Raw genomic sequence first — 19,698 nt, 5'->3', positions numbered from 1 at the left:
GCTCCCCTTTACAGGCGGCGCGGCATCGGGTTTTTGCACAGCTTGAAATATACCGTCCACGATACTGCGTTGCCGACAAGGATTGGCATCAGGGTATACAGGAAGGTCACATACAGCATCATATTCCGAGCAGCAGGCTCCAGCTGGAACGCTGCGACCACGCACATGATCGTGATAACCGGCAGGCTCGCAAAGCTGTAAGGCACGATTCGCTTGTCCGGCAGCAGAAACAGGATGCAGCAGACCGCAGTGCCCACCACAGCGATCAGACCGCAGTGGATCCAGTTTTCTGCCATGCCTCCGCCGAGAGGCAGATGGTCATGCAGTACGCCGGTCAGCAGTGCATACATACCGCCGAATACCAGGCAGAACAGCAGGTCCACGAAAAAGCAGGTAACTGCCATCGGACTCTTGCGCTTGCCTTCCTTGGTTACGAATAAAGCCATTCTGTATGCTCCTTCCGCTTTTACTATCCGCGGCAGGCTTTTCAGCCTGCCGCGTCCGTATCGTTTTCTCTTTTGATTACTTAGCCAAGCAGCGTCCAGAAATCACGAACCGGGTTGATGTTCTCATAGATATCGGTAACGTTGAAATCAGAAACGTGCAGCTCGCTGTACGGGGTGGAACCCTCAGCCGGTTCGATATCATCGCGTACCGGCCAGCCGCCCAGCGTATTGAAGTACTTGTAGCCGGATACATCGCCGTCTGCGCCGCCCATCATGAAGCGGATCAGCAGCTTGGCAGCATTCGGATGCTCGCACTCGCCGACAACGTACAGGGTGTTGATTGCAGGGATACCGGTGGTCGGCTCAAGGTTTACAGGAGCGAGGCACCAGTTGTTATCTTCGTTCTTACGCAGCTTGGAGGAAGCGCAGAAGCCAACCGGCGGGTTGGTCTGACCCTTGGTACCTACAGCTTCCGCGATCTCGTCAGAAGAAGAGGTGAAGATGGGTTCGTTGTCATGCAGACGCTTGAGGAACTCATAGCCTGCGTTCTCGCAGCCGTCGGACAGCGTCAGCTCTTTACCGTACAGCTCCTTGTAGGAAGCAGCCAGCTGATCCGGAACATCGCCTACACAGAAACCGGTGATCCAGGAGCCCCATGCGAGGTTGTCCAGCGGGTTCTGCATCATGACACGGCCCTTCCACTCCGGCTCGGTCAGCTGCCAGATATTCGTCACCGGAGAACCGTCCGGATAGGCTTCACTGTTGTAGAACAGCTGCGTCAGCTCGACATACATCGGGGTCTGCGTCTTGGTGTACTTTTCATCAATGTGCGACAGGATATCTGCCGGCTTGTAGTTATAGAACTTGCGCGCCAGAATATACTCGTTGTACAGCGTACCGTCCTGATCCTTGATATGCACCACATCGGCAACGTGCTGACCGGCATCATACTCACGGGTGACCTTTTCCAGCAGCTCGTTGGTGGAAATATCGAACGGCTCTACTTCAATGCCGGGATACTTCTCCATAAAGGCATTGGCGACCTTGGTGATACGGGAGGAAATCGAATAGATGGTTACCTTGCCCTCTTCCTTCGCCTTCTCGTACAGTTCCTCATCGGTCTCATCCGTGTTGAAGATACCGGAGGACTCTTCCCACTCGCTCAGCTGGAGCGTGCCCGCTGCCGCTGCCTCATTCGGATCCTGCGCAGCATCGCTGCCCGGGTCCGTCGTCGCTCCGCCTCCGCCGCACGCGGTCAGCGAGAACATCATTGTTGCTGCCAGAATACCTGCTAAAGTGCGCTTGTGCTGTAACATTTGTTTTTCCTCCTTCAGTTTCCTCTCTTCTTTTCTTGTGAATGTGTGAATTGCTGGTATGGTGCTTATTCAACCGAATACTTGATGAGGTTTTCGGTTTTCTTATCAAATACGTTGATCTTGGTGGTATCGATCGACAGATAGACCACCTGATCCGGGTTGTAATGCGTAATGCCGAGTGCCTTGATGACCATGCTCACGCCGCCGACCTTGACGGTGACCAGAGTCTCGGAGCCGGCAGGCATCGAGGTGTAGATATGCGCTTCGATGTCGGACGGGGACTGACGCGAGGTGTTGATGGCAATCTGCTCCGGACGAATGCCGAGCACTGCATCGAACGATGCTTCCTGCGGCATATTCTCGTCCTTGAGATGATCGGCCGGGAATGTCATCCGGCCCAGCACGCTGTTTACTGTCAGACCGGAAGCGGAAACCTCTGCCTTGCCGTCAACAAAGTTGATGCGCGGGTTGCCGATAAAGTCTGCTACATACAGATTGGCGGGGTTGTTGTACAGCTCCAGCGGATGTGCCACCTGAATGATGATGCCTTCGCGGAAAATCGCGATCTTGGTGGACATGGTCAGCGCCTCGACCTGATCGTGGGTAACGTAGATCATCGTCGTGCCGGTTTCGGTGTGCAGACGCTTGAGCTCGCTGCGCATATCCACGCGGAGCTTTGCATCCAGGTTGGACAGCGGCTCATCCATCAGCAGCAGATGCGGCTCGGAAGCGATAGCGCGGGCGATTGCAACACGCTGCTGCTGGCCGCCGGACAGCTCGGACGGGTAACGGTCTACATACTGGCCGATCTGCATTCGTCCAAGGGCATCCTTGATGCGGCGATCTACCTCATCCTTGGGCAGCTTCTGGATATTCAGACCGAACGCGATGTTCTCGCGCACCGTCATATGCGGCCACAATGCATAGGACTGGAATACCAGGTTGAGGTCACGTTCGCTCGGAGGCGCGAAATGAGCCTCCGCAGCGTTGACGATTTCCTTGCCGTCCATGTGAATGGTGCCGTTCTGCGGCTTCTCCAAGCCGGATACTACACGCAGCGTGGTGGTTTTGCCGCAGCCGGACGGGCCGAGCAGCGTCATAAAGTCACCGTCTTCAATCGTGAGGTTTACATCCTTCAGAATGTGGTTCTTACCGTAGAATTTATCAATATGCTTCAGTTCAATTTTGCTCATTTTCCAAACTCCTTTTTTCCGGTTATACCATGCGGATCAACCGCCCATGCTCTTCGCCAGATCTGCGTCGCCAAAGATATTCGCCAGTGCGTATACCAGGAATACGATGGAGAACATGACGATTGCCACGCAGTCAGAAGCCTGCGGAGAGTTACTGTTCTGATACTGGAATGCCAAATACGGCAGCGTGGAGGTTTTCGGGGTCATCAGCAGGATGATCAGATCGAGTTCCTTCATAATGGAAACGAAGATCAGCATGAAGCCCGAAATGAAGCCGCCCTTGGAAAGCGGGAATACAATGCGGATAAAGCGCTTGAAGAAGCCTGCGCCTGCAATCTCAGCTGCTTCCTCCAGCTCGCCGCCGATCTGCAGCATATTGGAGGTGCCGGCGCGGGAAGCGAACGGCAGATGCTTGACGACCGAGGTAATGGTCAGCAGTGCGAACGTGCCGTACAGGGACGGAACGAGCGTTACGCCGAACAGCTGCTGCGGAGCGGAGAACATCGACAGGAAAATGCCGCCGAATGCGATGGACGGGATCAGATACGGAATGAATACCAGCTGCTCTACGACCTTGCCGTGCAGCTTGCCGCGGCCCTTGGCGCAGATATAACCGATGATCTGGCCGAAGATGGTGCCGAATACACCGTTTACAAACGTCAGCTTGAGGGAATTGATCAGCGAATTGATAAAGTTAGCATTCTTGAAGATACCCGGCTGACCTTCCATTACCGTTGCGATCGGATCGCCGATCCAGTAGTGCAGCGTCAGGTTGGACAGCGAGTAGTCGCCCTGCCGGAGCATAAAGGACTCGAGGATCAGCAGTGCGATCGGCATGATGATGCCGAAAACGAAGAACAGGAACAGCACGGCCGTGATCAGCGGCTTATGCTTGCCCAGACGGATCGGGGTGGAACGGCCGCCCTTGCCGCCGATGGTGGCGTAGGACTTGCGCGAGCCGATCAGCTTCTGGTTAACAAATACCGAGATCGAAGCGATGCAGATCATGATGAGTGCCATGGCAAACGCGGTCTGGGTATTCTGGGACTTGCTGTTCATGTACAGCTGGCTGGACAGGGTCACGAAATTGACCTTGGAGCCCAAGTAGTTGATAACGCCGAAGGTGCCGATCGCCTTGGAGAAGGTCAGGATAACGGCGGAAAGCATAGCCGGCAGTACCAGCGGGAAGGTGATCTTGCGGAGAATGGTCGCCTTGCCGGCGCCCTGGATCTCGCCCATCTCCTCCAGCTCGGAGTTGATGGAGTTCAGTGCTGCGGAAACCAGCAGATACGCATATGCGTAATAATGAAGCGAAAGCACGGTGATGATCGCGACCGGACCGTATGCCAGCCAGTCGGGAACATTGATGCCAAGACTCATCAGGAAGCCTGGCGCACCGCCGATGCGTTCGGTCTTGAACATGGTCAGCCAAGCCTGCGACTTACACCAGCTCGGGATCATATAAGGAATGATAACTGCCAGCGAGAAGAACGGCTTGAAGGGAAGATCCGTGCGGACCATCAGCCATGCAAGAACCGATCCGATCAGGATAGCGAAGAACGATACGCAGACACCGATCAGCAGCGAATTGAGCAGCGGCTGGAGCAGCATCTGCTTGGTCAGTGCGCTGCCGAGCAGGCGCTGCCAGTAATACAGTGTGAACGATCCCGCTGTGCCGCCCGCCAGTCGTGCATCCTTCTGTGCCAGCGTAAACGAGGTCGAAATCATATCCAGCAGAGGAAAAACGATCAAGTAGGTCAGCAGCACGATCGCAATCAGCACGATCAGGTTATACGGGTTGGTGACAACCGCCTTGATCTGGTTCTTTAACCTTCTGGATTTGGAGTAGTTCTGATCTTTTGGTTTCATTTCAGTTTTGCCCCTCCTTCAAATTCCGATTGTATTGTTCCACCGCGGTCACCACTTCGGGCAGCGAACCGATCTTGACATCCGGTTCATACCCCATGCCGCGGTACTTTTCGTCCTTGTGATAAATGCGAGGGTTATCGATCTGAATCATCAGCGGCCATCCGGCGTTCCGCACGCCGCGCACATCGCGGGAGATGGTATCTCCGACGTAAGCCGCCTGTTCTTTCCCGATTCTCATTTCGTTCAGCGCGATCTCGAAAATCTCCGGCCGCGGTTTGCGGATGCCGCAGACGCTGCTCATGGTGAGCGTTTCGAAATACTGATCGACGCCGTGTTCCTTTAGAATACGCGGTACGAAGGTCGTGCTCATAATGTTGGAGATTACACCCAGCCGATATCCGCGCTGCCTGAGAGCCTCCAGCGTTTCCTTCAGCCCCTCGCGTTTGACGATGTGCTTGCGGTATCGGTCGAACATGTAGCAGAGCTCTTCGCCCAGTCCCGCAAGTTTTTCTGCCGGAATGTCAAAGTCCTTCAGGAAGAACTTCTGCCAGATCATATCCGGCGGCAGCTCGATCAGTTCCTGTTCGGTATAGGACTTGTATGCTTTGGCGCCTGCATTGATGTGCTCCAGAAGCTGCTCCGGCGTTTCTGCTGTGTAAATATGATTCATATGAAGGAAGCACCACAGTCGGCGGATATAATCGCGGTCACTCTCCGGGGTAGCGTCCTGTGTATGTACGGTGCCTCCAATATCGAAGAAAACAGCTTGTATCATAACAACTCCTCTCGCTTCTCTTTTTTCTCTACTCTTGTACTCTTGCATTTTCATTTGCATCGCGTTTTACGCAAACGTTTTCATTTCTTGATTCAACCGTACCACTATCTCCCGGCTATGTCAATAAAAAATCACATTCTTCTATCAAAGTTTTATGATATTCACAATTTCAATCCAGGTGTTTTCGTTAATTATGCACAGTTGCTTTTCTCTCCGTATTCCCGTATACTGTAATCAACGCAAACGTTTCCGTAGAAATGAGAAAGAAGGATTCGTATGAAATATGATCTTATGCTGATCGGACCCGCCACTCGAGACATCAATATCGACTATACCGGTCAGGAAGTCCGCGAAATCGGCGGCGCTGTATTCTTCTGTGCATACGCTGCTGCAGCCGCTTCCGCAAACCTTTTCGCTTCAGTCAAGATCCATCCGGACGATACCGATGTACTGGATGCATTTCATCTGGACAGCGACCATATCGCCGTGCTGCCCGCCCAATGCACCACCCTGATGCAGAACACCTACTTCACCGCCGACCGCGAACGCCGCAAGGCTGAATGCCTGGCACAGTCGGATGCAATCACTCCCGATCAGATCCCCGATGTGGACTGCGGCCTGTATCATCTGGCCGGTCTGCTGTACGGCGATTTCCCCAACGAGCTGATCCCCGCGCTTTCCCAAAAAGGCAAGGTATCCGCAGATATTCAGGGATTTCTCCGACACAACGAAAACGGCCTGATGAACTTCCACGACTGGAAAGATAAGCTGACCTATCTCCCCTATTTCGATTTTCTCAAAACCGATGCGGCAGAAGCCGAGATCCTCACCGGTCTGACCGACCGCCGCGCCGCCGCCAAGCAGCTTTATGAATGGGGTGCCAAGGAGATCCTGATCTCGCACAACAACGAAATGCTGGTCTACGACGGCAAGGACTATTATACCTGCCCGGTCAAGGCACGCAATCTGTCCGGCCGCACCGGACGCGGCGATACCACCTTCGGCGCTTATCTTGCCAAACGCATGATGGGCGTTTCCATCCCGGATGCGCTGCTGTTCGCTACCGCAGCCGTTTCGCTCAAAATGGAATCCCCCGGTCCGCTGCAGGGTCCCGAACAGGCTGTCCTCGACTATATCAAGGAATTTTACGCCTGAGCCCATCCGGAACCGCTTCGACACCTGAAGCACATCTGATATTTTTCGCGCCTTCTGCCGTTATCCTTGTCTTTCCCCGGCAAATGCGGTATTATATTCTTACTAATCTACTATGGGAAGGAAGCGGCATCTATGCGACAGCACATTACCATCAAAGATATCGCCCGCATTGCCGGTGTTTCGACTTCTACCGTCTCCCGCGCACTCAGCAATTCGCCTGAACTGAGCGAGCAAACCCGCCAGCGGATCCTGGAAATCTGCCGACGGGAGGGCTACCGTGTCAATGCACTCGCACGCAGTCTGATCTGCAACAAAACCAACGTCATCGGCCTGATCGTTCCCGAGGTGACCAATCCGTTCTATGCCGAACTCTCTCTCGGCATCGAAACGCACGCACGCAGCCTCGGCTACAATGTGATCCTGTGCAATGGGCAGAATGACACCAAAGTGACCGAAGAGCTGTTCGGTTTTCTGATCAGTCATCAGGTGGACGGCATCATCCTCGCCAGTTCACAGCAGGATGCAGGAACCATGATCCAGAAATTCGCTCCCCGACTGCCCACCGTTCTGCTCGGAACACCGGCACTCGTCAGCGGCGATGAGGTCAACTCGGTCTGCATTGATAATCTGGCAGGCGGCCGTCTGGCAGCAGAGCATCTGCTGGAGCTCGGCCACCGTGACATTGTCTATCTGGGCAACCGCCCCAACAGCCTGACGCACCAGCTTCGTCTGCGCGGCTTTACCGAAATGATGGAAAAAGCAGGTATCACCCCGCAGGTCATCGACAATCCGCATGGTTGCTCCTCGATCGACATCGGCTGTGCACTCAGCCGGGAGCTGTTCGCAAACGGCTGTTCCGCCACTGCGATCTTCGCCTCGACCGATTCCATGGCGCTCGGCGTATTGCAGGCAGCAGACGAATACGGCATCTCTATCCCCGAGGATATTTCCCTGCTCGGCTTTGACAACATCATTTATTCCGCACTGCCAAAGATCGAGCTTTCCACCATCGATCAGCGCAAGCAGCTTCTTGCAGAAGCCACCGTTGATCTGCTCACGCGCATCATTGATTCGGATGAGCAGGACGAGTTCACGCACCGCATGATCCGTCCGACACTGGTTTCGCGCAGCTCATGCCGCGCACCAAAAAAGTAAATCCACAGCACTGCGCACCGACCGCCTTTCTCTCTTAGCCCTTTTATCACACACAATACACCAACAGGTCAACCGCAGCGCTGCTGATCGAGAATGCCGCAGAATCCTGCGGCATTCTCATACACAAAAAGGAGGAGCTTATGTACCGCATTGAAACCCATCTGCATACCACCTATATCTCTCGCTGCGGCTGGCTTGGCGCAGAGGCCATTATGAAGTATTATACCGCGTGCGGCTATGACGCGATCTGCGTCACCGACCACTATAACCGCGAATGCTTCGACTATGCCGAAATTGATCTGACCACCCCCGGCAGTAAAACGCAGGCGTTCCTGCTGGGCTACCACCGCCTCAAGCGCGAAGCGGAGAAGTACAATATCCGCGTGTATGCGGGTGCTGAACTGCGTTTTGACGAATCGGACAATGATTATCTGCTGTACGGCTTTCACGATGCCCTGCTGGCCGATCCGGATCGCGTCATGCGCGAGGGTCTGGCGGCCTTTGCCCCGCAATACCGCGCAGACGGCGCACTGCTCGTGCAGGCACACCCGTTCCGCAAAAAATGCACCCCCGCTCCGGCGGAATATCTGGACGGCATCGAGGTGCTCAACCTCAACCCCCGCCATGACAGCCATAACGATCTTGCGCTGGCTTATGCCAAGGAGCATCATCTCATCATGACGGCCGGCTCGGACTGCCACCGTCCCGGCGATCAGGGTACGACCGGTATTCTGTCCGACACCCTCCCCGAAGACAGCTTCGGTCTTGCAGATCTGCTGCGTTCGGGCAACTATACCATCATCCATCCCGAATGCACCGAGGATTGAGACAAAACGATACCATGTAAAAGCTGCTGTTGCTCCAACGCAACAGCAGCTTTTTTCTCATACATCGCGCCTTATTCTCAGTGTACCGCAAACGTTTTCCGGTTGTATTTTACCTTTTATTCTTCTTGTTTCGTGCAGTTTGCCTTTTCGATTGTTCATTCTGCATAAAAGTATTTTTATTTTATTGTATATTCCGTATACGTTTGCGCTTGTTTTGCACAAAATAATCTGGTAGAATATCATCAGTTAAAAAAACAAGACTGAATTGAGGTAATTGCAATGCGTAAGAATTTTTCCAAGTTTCTGATGAACACCGCTATGTTTGAGCTGTCCTGCGATCCCTGCACCGCTAAGCTGTTCACTGCAAACCGCACCAACCGCAAGTAAGCTGCTCCTCAGAAAACGCAAACTCCGCAAGCGAAAACGCTTGCGGAGTTTTTTCTGTTCCGGGCAGCGGCAGCCGTCGGCTGCGCCCCCGTTTATGGTTTATCTTTCAAAGGGTCATGCTGCAATGCGCTGCATGATGGTCGCCATCTCCGCGCGGGTGATGGTGGACTTCGGTGCAAATACCTTGCCCGGCTTGCCCTGCACCAGACCGGTCTTTGCACAGTAGGCTACGCCTGCTGCTGCCCAGTCGGCAATCGTGCCGCCGTCGGTAAACTGCTTGACGATACTGCCGTCTGCCGCGGTATCCTCACCGCTCAGCTTGCGCTGACGGGTCAGCAGCGTTGCCGCCTCCTGACGGGTGACGCTGCGGTCGGGCGAGAACTTGCCGCCGCCGACACCCTCCATGATACCGGTCTTTTCCGCCCACGCAATAGCCGTGCGAGCCTGATGCGTTACCGGAACATCGCTGAAGCTGTCAGTCAGCTTGGTCTTGGGCTGGCCTGCCAGATTATACAGCGCCTGTGCGACCTGTGCGCGGGTCAGTGCCTTGTTCGCGCCAAACGTATACGCCTTGTCGCCGGAGAGCAGACCGTTCTTGGTGACGTAATCCGCCGCCTTGTAGTACCATGCGTTCGCCGGAACGTCGGTATAATCGGTAACGGATTTGCCTTCGCGCAGGGTGTTGCGGATCTCGTAGCTGTCAACTGCCTTGAAGCTGTTCCAGTTGTCCTCGTCCTGCTTCTGGTAAGCGGTGCCCTTGATGGAATCCTCGTTGAACTCGATGATGGAGAATACCTGCTTATCCTCTTCATCGGTGTAGAAATCGGTGGAGTAGTCCGAACGAGCCGGAATGTACTCGTAGAACTTATTGCCTACCGTACCGCCGGTCAGATAGGTCGTGCCGTCGCCGGTGTTGACCTTGATATCGTTCTTCACGGTAGAACGGATATAGATATGGTCATGGCCGTTGAGGAACAGGTCAACGCCCATAGCGTCGAGCGAATACTCGCTGTCGTTGATGTAGTAATCCCGAACGTCCAGCGGATCATGGTTGGAGGTATACGGGCCTGCGTGCGTCATAACGATGCGCCATTTCTTGTCGGAAGCATCCAGCACGCTCTTGCACCACTGGAGCTCTTTCTTCATGATCTCGGCCTTCTGATCCGCCGGAGTGACTTCGCCGTTGAGGATAACGAAGATAGCATCGCCATATTCGAAGTAGCCCATCGTGCGGTCGAACTGCGGATAGCCGGTCTTTGCGCCCGACATATTGAAGCGCTGTGCGAACGATACGAAATTCCAGTCGCCCTTCATCTCGTGGTTGCCTGCAACGGTAACGGTCGGATACTTGGCGTAGTAATCGCCCATAACTTCAAAGCATGCCTCCCATTCGGTGGACTTATAGCCGTTCTGGGTGGTGTCGCCCGCGGAGATCATCAGATCCGGCTTCGGGCAGATCTTGAGTGCCTGGTCGATGGAGTCCTTGAAGCTCATGTAATTTTCAACAGATTCAGACTGCGGGTCCGAGTAGAAAATCACCTTAAAGCTCTTATCCGCTGCAGACTTCGGGGCGGTGAAGGATTTTTCTTCGCTCATAAACGAACCGCCGTCGCCTACGCGGTAAACATACTCGGCAGACGGTGTCAGACCGGTGATCTCCACACGATGTGCCGCCTTTTCCTTATAGCCTGCGGTTACGGATTCTACATAAGAGGTGCCGGACTTGGTTTCCCACTTGGAAGCACCCTTTACCTTGTACTGGATAACGGTCTTGGTGACAGCGGGGTCAGTCAGCCAGCTGAAGCGCAGACCGCCCTGCTTGGTATCCGGCGTAATGGTAATCTGGTCGGGTTCGCCCTTTACCTTGCCGTCATCAATATTCAGCACGATCGGCTCAGACTTGGTGTACGGCTTGGTTACGGTTTCCTTATCGGTCTTGACCTCGATGTAGTAGAACATATCGCCGGTCTTGTCGGTCGGCAGAGAAGCTGTGTAGGTACCGCCGGATTCCTTCATGGCAACAGCGGTATCGACCTTGGCGGAATCATAGCCGTAATACAGCGTCGCGCTCTGCACCTTGTCACTGGTGACGATGCGGGCAGAGACCTCGGCCTTGCCGTTATGCGGTGCGATGTTCAGCGCGCGGGAAATGATGCGCGTGCCGCTGACGGTGTAATCCACTGCGGGGAAGATGGAGGCATCATAGCCGCGCAGAACAGGCTGCTTGCCGGAGGAACTCCAGTCCCAGACCTTGCTCATATCCCAGCCGAGTGCTTCATAGGTGGCCTTGTCCTGCATTTTTGCAGCGGAAACGTCCTCCCACTTGATGGGCTGCTCGGTCGGCTCGTTGCCGGACAGCAGCGTGCCCTCCCATGCAATATTGTCGGTGATGTTGGTAGCTGCCTCATCATCGAGCTGGCCGACGATCTTGTCAACATCTGCAACGCCGTTGATAACGGTCTGTGCGGAAACGCTGTCCTTGAGCGTTTCACCGGCGTTGAACGAGCCTGCAATACCGCCCGCATGACCTACCGTGCCGCTCTTTGCGGTGGTATCGACCGTACCGGCTGCAAAGCAGCGTGCCAGATAGCCGCCGCCGTCCTGAATGCCGGCAACGCCGCCCGCATCATACGGAGCGGAAACGTCTGCGTTGATATAGCAGTCCTCAACATGACCGACGATCGGGCCTTCGCCCTCCTTCAGCTTGCCGCAGATGCCGCCTGCGGTGTGCGAGTTGGACAGATCCAGGCACTTAACCTCACCGGTGACAACGCAGCCGGTAATGGTGCCGTAGTTGACACCTGCCAGCGCACCGACGTTCTGCTGGCCGGTAACGTAGCAGTCAAGCAGCGCAACATCCTTGATGTACGCCTGATCGTCCTGATTGCCGACATAGCCGAACAGACCGGCGTATTTCTTCTCGTATTCCACGCGCAGTCCCTTGATGGCGTGGAACTGGCCGTCGAACGTGCCGATAAAGCCCTTATCTTTCTTGGATGCGATGGGCTTGAAGCCCTTGACACCGGACATATCGATGTCGGCGGTCAAAACATAGTGTCCGTCGCGAGGAGCGCCGTCCTTCCAGCTGCCGGACAGATAGAGCAGCTGGTCCGGGGTGGAGATCTCATAGCAGCCCGTCGCCTTGTTGTATACCGGCGGCGTGCCCTTGTCGCCTGCGGCCAGCGCCCCGGCGGGAAGCATCGTCAAAACCAGTGCTGCGGATATAGCTAAACTGAGTATGCGCTTTTTCATGTATCTCGGACCCTCTTTCTTAAAATTCTTTTTCTTTCTCGATTCTGCAGCGAAATCTCATTCCTCCTCCCCGTGCAACAGATTCGTGTGGTTATGCATTCCGTTTTCTTTTTCGCAAACGTTTGCGTAACTTGTACTTATAATTCTATCCCTGTTTCGTCAGAAAAGCAATCTCACTTCTCACCAATCTTTTCAAGCAAAAATTATGCATTTCTTCCTCAGCGCCGTGTCCGCTGCTGCGCGCAGAAAAGCTCCCGCCGGAACCGATCAACCGTTCCGACGGGAGCTTTACTGTAATTGAATTATCCCTGCCTGCGGGCAATGGCGCGCAGAGCCGCCGCCACGATATCCTCTGCAGTGAGGTTATACTGCTGCATAAGGAAATCCTGCGGACCGACCTGACCGAAGCGGTTCTGGATGCCGATGCGCTCCACCGGAACCGGATTCTTTGCGCTCGTCAGGTTGGTAATGGCAGAGCCGAGGCCGGTGCCGACCTGATGGTTCTCCGCTGTGACGATGCAGCCGGTCTCTGCAGCCGCGCGGAGCACCAGCTCCTCGTCAAGCGGCTTCCAGGTGTGCATGTCGATCACGCGGGCAGAAATACCCTTTGCTGCCAGCATTTCTTCGGCCTTGAGTGCCTCGTCTACCAAAATACCGGAGGCAATAATGGTCACGTCCTTGCCGTCACGCAGCGTAACGCCCTTGCCGATCTCAAAATCAGAGCCATCCGCGTAAACCGTGGTAAAGCCCTTGCGGATCAGGCGCATGTAGGACGGGCTGCCGCAGGCAGCCAGCTTCCTGGTCAGTGCCTTGGTCTGTGCAAAATCGCACGAGTCGATAACGACTGCGTTCGGGATGTTCATGTACAGCGCACAGTCCTCAAACGGCATATGAGTTGCGCCGTTGAATGCTGCGCAGACACCCGGGTCGGAACCGATGACATGCACCGGCAGCTCAGAGTAGCCCGCTGCCAGAAATGCCTGATCGAACATGCGGCGGGCAGCAAAGCAGCCAAACGAGTGCGCGAACACGGTCAGGCCGGTGGCTGCCATGCCGGAGGCAACGCCCATCGCGTTCTGCTCCGCGATGCCTGCGTTAAAGGTCTGGGCCGGGAACGCCTTCAGCAGCTTTCCGGTGTTGATGCAGCCCATCAGGTCGCAGTCGATATGCACCAGCTTTGGGTTCTCCGCCATCATTTCGAGCATGGCTTCTACATAGCCGTCGCGGTTGGCGCGGCTATCCTTTTCATGCTTGCCGATCAAAGTAAAACTCATTGTTTTCCCCTCCCTTACTTTTCGTTTTTCACTGCAGCCAGAGCGGCTTCGGATGCGGCAATCGCTTCATCCCACTGCTCCTTAGTCGGCTGCGAAGAATGTGCGCCGGACGGCTCGGCAAAGGTTGCTCCCTTGCCCTTTACCGTGTTCAGAATCAGGCAGGTCGGCTTGCCCTTGCACGCCTTCGCCTGCTCGAGCGCGCCCAAGATCTGCTCTACGTCGTTACCGTCGGCTACGTCGATAACGTTCCAGCCGAATGCGTCAAACTTGGCGCCGATACCCTTGCCGTGGCTCATAACATCGGCAACTGCGCCGTCCAGCTGACGGCCGTTGTTGTCTACGAGACATACGAGGTTATCCAGCTTGTAGTGCGCGGCAAACTGTGCGCCTTCCCAGATCTGGCCCTCATCGCACTCACCGTCGCCTACGGCAACGTAAACACGGCTCGGACGGTTCTGCACGCGGCTGCCGAGTGCGGCGCCGATGGCTTCGCTCATACCCTGACCGAGCGAACCGGTCGTCAGGTCAACGCCGATGGTCTTGCTGCGGTCAGTGTGGGACGGGAAATCCGTGTTCGGCTGGTTGAGCGTGTAGGCGCTCTCCATCGGGTAATATCCCTTGAGGCCGAGCGTTGCGTACATGACCGGGCCGCCGTGTCCCTTGGACAGAACGAACCAGTCGCGGTCCTCCCAGTGGGGATTCTTCGGGTCGATGTGCATGACCTCGCCGTACAGAACGGCCATTGCGTCCGCCATCGACATAGAGCCGCCAACGTGACCAAAACCGCGGGACGCGATCACCTTGAGCGTTTCCAGACGGATTTCCGTCGCAAACACACGCAGCTCGTGCAGTTTTTGCTTATCCATTGCTTTCCTCCTTGAAATTACGGTTTGCAGAACAAAACCCGCCCTTCCGCAATAAAAAGGACGGGTCTTGTCAGTTTTTATCGGTGAGGCTGCGTTTCGGGTCCGCCCTGCCGGTTAGACATACTCCATTTTTGACATGGAACCGCCAGAGCTTCTCCTGTGCCGCAGCTTTCACAGAAATTACTTGATTCTTGCGATCTTCTTCGCCAGTTCCTTCTTCATTTCCATGTTGGACTGACGGGCGATCATGATGCGCTGAGCCTGCGGAGAACCTGCGCCGTGCATGGACTCCGGCAGATAGCCGACTGCGGCGGTGCCCATCGTCATATTCTCGATCAGGCGCAGCAGGCGCATACGATCCTCGGTGGGCACGGAAGCCACACCCTTGAGGTACTTCTCGATGTAAGCGTGGGTTGCCGGGTTGCGGTAATCCGCCTCGGACGGCTGGGTTACCATGATGCCGCCGGCCAGATCCTGTGCCAGACGAGCGATCTCATACGGGAAGCGGGTGACGTTCTGCTTGCAGACGTTTGCCAGCAGCAGGTCGATCAGGTAGTTGCCGCTCTTGGTCTTGGTGCCCTGAGACGAGCATGCAATGCCGCAGCAGTACAGGGTTTCGTTCAGGTGGGTCATCTCGATGAGCTTGTCCTTGACATGAGAAGCCTTGGCCGAGCCCGCCATCTCACCTGCCAGCGCGGTAGCGCCGATGAGCACATCGCCAACGCCGACCTTGCAGCCGCCGTAGGACTGACGGTGATAGCCTGCGAAGCGCTCTACCATCATGCCGGCAAACTGGGTTTCGCCGTTGAGGAAGATCATGTCGTTCGGAATGAATACACGGTCGAAAATAACCAGAACCTCGTGACCGCCGTAAACCTTGTTGCCGACGTCGATGTCGTTATGTTCCTCGGTCTTGCGGGTGTCACAGGACTGACGGCCCAGAATCAGGGTGATGCCTTCCGCGTCGGTCGGGCATGCGAAGGAAATTGCGTAGTCCTCGTCGCCCTCACGCATGGAGATGGTCGGCATAACCAGAACATAATGGCTGTTCAGGTAGCCAGTCTGGTGCGCCTTTGCGCCGGTAACGTAAACGCCGTCCGCGGTGCGCTCGACAACGTGCAGGAACAAATCCGGGTCGGCCTGCTTGGACGGAGACAGACCGCGGTCGCCCTTAACGTCGGTCATAGCGCCGTCAACGCCCCAATCGTTGTTCTGCACATCGGTCCAGAACTTGACGAAATTCTCGTGGTACTTGGTGCCGCAAGCCTCGTCGGTCTCAAAGGTGGTGGAGTAAACCGCGTTAGCGGCATCCATGCCGACACAGCGCTGGAAGCACGCTGCGGTCTTCTGGCCGAGCAGGCGCTGCATCTTTACCTTTTTGATGAGGTCGTCCGTGGACTGATGCAGGTGGGTGAAGCGGTTTACCTTTTTGCCGGTCAGATTGGAGGTGGCTGTCATCAGATCTTCGTACTGCGGGTCCTCTGCCAGCTCGTACGTTGCCGCAAACGAGTTGAGCGACGGACGAACGATCGGGTTGTCCACTACGTTTTCAACCTTCTTGCCGAAGCTGTACAGGTTCAGGTGCAGCCCCCGCAGAGAGTCGATGTACTGGTCTTTTGTCATCATAATATCATCTTCCTTGTCCTTTTTCTTTCTTTGCAATAGGAAAAAGCGCCGATTCACCGATTTTTATAACATATTTGAGGAGACATGAAGGGAATAGTCTGATTTGTAATGAGAATAGCAGAAAAATCGGTTTTTCGGCGCATATCCACGAAATTATACGCTCAGCATCAGGCTTGTGATATAAACGCACCAGCCGGAGAGCATGATCAGCAGCAGCAAAATCACATGAATATAGGCGATTTGAAAACGGGAGAATGTCTTTTTCATCGTTATGACCCCCTGCTGTATGTTGCATTTTAATTGGTTACACCTTGAGTTTTTCACCGAAGCGCTTCTCGAATTCCTCGGCAAGTTCTTCGCGGAATTTTGGATGCGCAATGGCAATCAGACGCTTTGCGCGCTCGCGGAGCGTTTGACCGCGAAGCTGCGCCACGCCGTACTCGGTGACAATATAATTGACATCGCAGCGGCTAGTGGTAACCGGACCGCCGGTGGTGATGGTTGTAACAATCTTAGATGCAGACTCGTCCTTGGTGGTCGAGTGCAGCGCAATGATGGAACGGCCGCCCTTGGACAAGTTTGCGCCGCGCACAAAGTCCATCTGGCCGCCGATGCCGGAAATCTGGCGCAGGCCGATCGCCTCGGCACAGACCTGCCCCTGCAGATCGACCTCGACGCAGGAGTTAATGGAAACCACGTTGTCGTTCTCCGCGATAACCGCCGGATTGTTGCAGACATCCACCGGAAGCATGTTAATAATCGGGTTATTATCCACGAAATCGTACAGCTTGCGCGTGCCCATCAGGAAGGTGACGCTCACCTTGCCGACGTCGCGCTGCTTGCGCTTGCCGTTAATGTTGCCGTTTTCAAGCAGCGGCAGCACGCCGTCCGAGATCATCTCGGTGTGCAGGCCGAGGTCGTGTTTGTCGCCGAGGAACGAGCAGACCGCATCCGGCACCGCACCGATGCCGAGCTGCAGGCAGTCACCGTCGCGCACGAGCTCGGCAATGTACTTGCCGATGGCGCGGTCCTCCTCACCGATCCTGGGCGGCTTGGACTCGGGCAGCGGCTCCCACGAGCACAGGAAGCCGTCGATCTCGGAAACGTGCACAAAGCTCTCGCCATAGGTGCGCGGCATATTCGGGTTTACCTCAGCGATAACGGTTTTCGCAGATTTGACCGCCTGTGCGCCGTAATCGCACGACAGGCCGAGCGAAACGTAGCCGCGCTCGTCCGGAGGCGAGCAGGTGAACGCGAAAACGTCCACCGGCAGGGTGTTGTCGCGGAACATACGCGGTACGTCCGAGAAGAACACCGGGGTGTAGTCCGCGCGGTGCTCGGCAATGGGCTTGCGCGCCGGGCCGCCGACGAACAGCGCGTTATGACGGAAATGGCTCTCCATGCCGGGCTGCAGATACTCGCCCGAGCCGAGATAAACCATGTGAGCGACCTCCACATTGTGGAACTGCTCTGCCATGCGCGCCATCGTACGCTGAAAGATGATCGGCTCGCCTACCGCATGGCCGAATACCACGCGGTCGCCGTCATGGATCACACTGACCGCCTGTTCCGGGGTCATCGTGTGCTCCTTATAATACGTTCTCCAATCCATGCTTGTCCCTCCGCAGTTAAAATGCCTTGCGGTAAATGTCGAGCAGATCGTCCTCGGACAGCTCCACATAGTTGTTGCCGAGCAGGCGCTGCTGGGTTTCAATGACATTCTTTGCAAAGACCGGCAGCTCGTCAGCGGTTACTCCGTGTTCGTGCAGGGGATCCTTTTTCAATACCTCGTCCATCAATTTGTACAGGTTTTCAAGCGAAAATACCGGTTCTACGTCCAGTTCTGCACCCAGAAGTTCTTCCAGCTGATTCAGCTTTCCAATCGGCTTCTTTTCCTGGTACTTGCGCATGACATCCGCGAACATCAGCTGATTTGCCTGCCCATGCGGAATATGGTGCACGCCGCCGAGCGGATATGCCATCGCGTGAACAGCCGCGCAGCCTGCATGGCCGAACGCGATACCTGCGTAGTTGGAGGCGCGCAGAAACTCAAGTGCATGCTTCTTCCACGCATCCTTGCCGCCCGCTGCAACAGCGTCCTTCCAGCAGGACAGGATGAGGTGCAGCGCCTTGGCGGAGAACAGCTCGCTCAGTGCACACGCATTCGGAGAGAGATAGCTCTCCACCGCGTGGACCATCGCATCGATGGAAGAAGTCGCGAACACCGGATACGGCAGGCTGAGCAGCATACCGGGCACGAGCGCCGCCTCATCCGCGAACATCGCGGGCGATACCAGACCGACCTTGACACCCTTAGTGGTGCGGTTGATGATGGAAATGTTGGTAACCTCAGAGCCGGTGCCGCAGGTAGTCGGCACGATGATCAGCTCATGCTCCTTCTCGAGGTTTGCCATGCGGTCGTACAGATCGTCCACACGGTCGGTGGCCTTGGCAACGGTCAACACCTTGGCAATGTCGATAACGGTGCCGCCGCCGACCGCGATAATACGGTCAAACTCCTTGCCGCGCAGGTCGTCGAGGATGGCGTCAACCATAATGTCGGTCGGCTCACCGCCGCCAAACTTTTCCTGAAAACAGGTATGGCAGCCGAGATTCAGTGCCGCAATCGTCGGATTGTAAATATATTCATTCGTCAGAATCAGGTCACGTTCGCCGAGGTTTAATTCCTTCGCCAGCGTGCGGAAATCCATATACTCCGCGATAGAGGGAACGATCTTAAATGCTTTCATGCCGCTTGCCTCCCTTAAATGTCCGGGAAATACTTCGCGTCCGCCTTGGTCACCCACTCATACTCGGGTACAACGGTGGTCACGATGTTCTTGTCGTCCTGCAGACGGATGCACCACAGGTAATACTCCGCATAGCCGGGCGCAGCGGCCTGAGAGTGCGTTACATTTTCCGGCATGCCGGTCAGGTCGTTGTTCTTAACCTTGAAGGCATCGTCGCCATATTCTGCCAGACCGTAGCCGTTTTCCGGCAGGAACTTGTAGTAGTACAGCTCCGGCTCAACGTGCTGATGCGGCGGATAAGAGGACCACTTGCCGGGGAAATGCACCACTTCACCGATAAAGAAGTTGGTTTCCGGGCAGTTGGAGCGGTCAAAGAACGTGCGCACCAGACGGGTCGAGCACTCGTTCATCTGACCGGCGCCGCGCTCCTCGTTTGCACACAGGCAATCCTCCGGACGCAGCAGACGAGCCGCGAAATCGCGCTTGTTTTCCGTGCGGGATACTGCAATCTCCGCGTCACTCTCGGCAGAGATGGTCACTCTGGTATTCTGCGGCACATGCAGCAGGATCGCACCCTCATGGAACACGTCTTTGCGGGTAACGGTCTCGGAATTGCCGTTCCATGCGAAGGTCACGCTGCCGCTCATCAGGTCGTAAACAACCTCCTGCGCATAGTCGAAGTGCATCACATCGCCGGCTGCCATCTTGACCACGCCGAACTCCATGCCCATCATTTCCGGATGCTCAACTGCCGAAACCATGCCGTTATAGCCCTTATCGAAGGGGGCCTTGTGCGTATATTTCATA

15 protein-coding genes are annotated in these 19,698 nt (G+C 55.5%); 3 read left to right on the top strand and 12 right to left on the bottom strand.

The genetic code is table 11. The features are described from left to right. Positions 1 to 8 precede the first annotated feature (8 nt). From C7386_RS09335 to C7386_RS09315, 5 genes are all read right to left on the bottom strand, one after another. Positions 9 to 446, bottom strand: a complete 438-nt coding sequence (locus tag C7386_RS09335; RefSeq protein ID WP_116705375.1) for a hypothetical protein — start codon at positions 444 to 446, stop codon at positions 9 to 11. A gap of 80 nt (positions 447 to 526) precedes the next feature. Continuing rightward, positions 527 to 1,762 carry an ABC transporter substrate-binding protein gene (locus C7386_RS09330; RefSeq protein ID WP_116705374.1) on the bottom strand — a complete coding sequence of 412 codons (1,236 nt, stop codon included), beginning with the start codon at positions 1,760 to 1,762 and terminating at the stop codon, positions 527 to 529. 65 nt (positions 1,763 to 1,827) lie between these two features. Further along, complete coding sequence (locus C7386_RS09325) at positions 1,828 to 2,955, bottom strand: ABC transporter ATP-binding protein (protein ID WP_110436250.1); 1,128 nt, start codon at positions 2,953 to 2,955, stop codon at positions 1,828 to 1,830. Positions 2,956 to 2,991: 36 nt separating this feature from the next. Beyond that, entirely contained in the window at positions 2,992 to 4,824 is a 1,833-nt protein-coding gene (locus tag C7386_RS09320) for an ABC transporter permease (protein WP_116705373.1), read from the bottom strand. Position 4,825: 1 nt separating this feature from the next. Beyond that, positions 4,826 to 5,599 (bottom strand): HAD family hydrolase, encoded by a 774-nt coding sequence (locus C7386_RS09315; protein ID WP_165815522.1) that lies wholly within the window; start codon positions 5,597 to 5,599, stop codon positions 4,826 to 4,828. Between the two features lie 276 nt (positions 5,600 to 5,875). On the opposite strand from C7386_RS09315, the gene C7386_RS09310 reads away from it, so the two are divergent. The 3 genes from C7386_RS09310 (at position 5,876) to C7386_RS09300 (ending at position 8,736) form a co-directional block, all read left to right on the top strand. After that, entirely contained in the window at positions 5,876 to 6,754 is an 879-nt protein-coding gene (locus C7386_RS09310; protein WP_207655868.1) for a PfkB family carbohydrate kinase, read from the top strand. A gap of 132 nt (positions 6,755 to 6,886) precedes the next feature. Next, on the top strand, positions 6,887 to 7,909 hold the full coding sequence (locus C7386_RS09305; protein WP_116705370.1) for a LacI family DNA-binding transcriptional regulator: 1,023 nt from the start codon (positions 6,887 to 6,889) through the stop codon (positions 7,907 to 7,909). A 140-nt stretch (positions 7,910 to 8,049) separates the two neighbouring features. After that, positions 8,050 to 8,736 (top strand): PHP domain-containing protein, encoded by a 687-nt coding sequence (locus tag C7386_RS09300; RefSeq protein ID WP_116705369.1) that lies wholly within the window; start codon positions 8,050 to 8,052, stop codon positions 8,734 to 8,736. Between the two features lie 501 nt (positions 8,737 to 9,237). Here the strand turns inward: C7386_RS09300 and C7386_RS09295 are convergent. From C7386_RS09295 to C7386_RS09265, 7 genes are all read right to left on the bottom strand, one after another. Next, positions 9,238 to 12,375 carry an S-layer homology domain-containing protein gene (locus C7386_RS09295; RefSeq protein WP_110436244.1) on the bottom strand — a complete coding sequence of 1,046 codons (3,138 nt, stop codon included), beginning with the start codon at positions 12,373 to 12,375 and terminating at the stop codon, positions 9,238 to 9,240. Between the two features lie 302 nt (positions 12,376 to 12,677). Further along, positions 12,678 to 13,649: a transketolase family protein gene (locus C7386_RS09290; RefSeq protein WP_116705368.1), complete on the bottom strand. Its 972-nt coding sequence runs from the start codon at positions 13,647 to 13,649 to the stop codon at positions 12,678 to 12,680. A gap of 14 nt (positions 13,650 to 13,663) precedes the next feature. Continuing rightward, complete coding sequence (locus C7386_RS09285) at positions 13,664 to 14,515, bottom strand: transketolase (protein WP_110436242.1); 852 nt, start codon at positions 14,513 to 14,515, stop codon at positions 13,664 to 13,666. A 180-nt stretch (positions 14,516 to 14,695) separates the two neighbouring features. Continuing rightward, the gene (locus tag C7386_RS09280; protein WP_110436241.1) at positions 14,696 to 16,141 is read right to left on the bottom strand and encodes a 4-hydroxyphenylacetate 3-hydroxylase family protein; all 1,446 of its coding nucleotides are present in this window, start codon (positions 16,139 to 16,141) and stop codon (positions 14,696 to 14,698) included. 304 nt (positions 16,142 to 16,445) lie between these two features. Beyond that, positions 16,446 to 17,753, bottom strand: coding sequence for an acetyl-CoA hydrolase/transferase family protein (locus C7386_RS09275; RefSeq protein WP_110436240.1), 1,308 nt, complete (start codon positions 17,751 to 17,753; stop codon positions 16,446 to 16,448). Between the two features lie 16 nt (positions 17,754 to 17,769). After that, positions 17,770 to 18,891, bottom strand: coding sequence for an iron-containing alcohol dehydrogenase (locus C7386_RS09270; RefSeq protein ID WP_110436239.1), 1,122 nt, complete (start codon positions 18,889 to 18,891; stop codon positions 17,770 to 17,772). Between the two features lie 14 nt (positions 18,892 to 18,905). Further along, positions 18,906 to 19,697 (bottom strand): 5-deoxy-glucuronate isomerase, encoded by a 792-nt coding sequence (locus C7386_RS09265; protein WP_110436238.1) that lies wholly within the window; start codon positions 19,695 to 19,697, stop codon positions 18,906 to 18,908. Position 19,698 lies beyond the last annotated feature (1 nt).

The organism is Agathobaculum butyriciproducens (genome assembly GCA_003096535.1).
Lineage (GTDB): Bacteria > Bacillota > Clostridia > Oscillospirales > Butyricicoccaceae > Agathobaculum > Agathobaculum butyriciproducens.
Note: the sequence above shows the minus strand (reverse complement) of the source record. Positions and strands in the feature narration are given on the sequence as shown.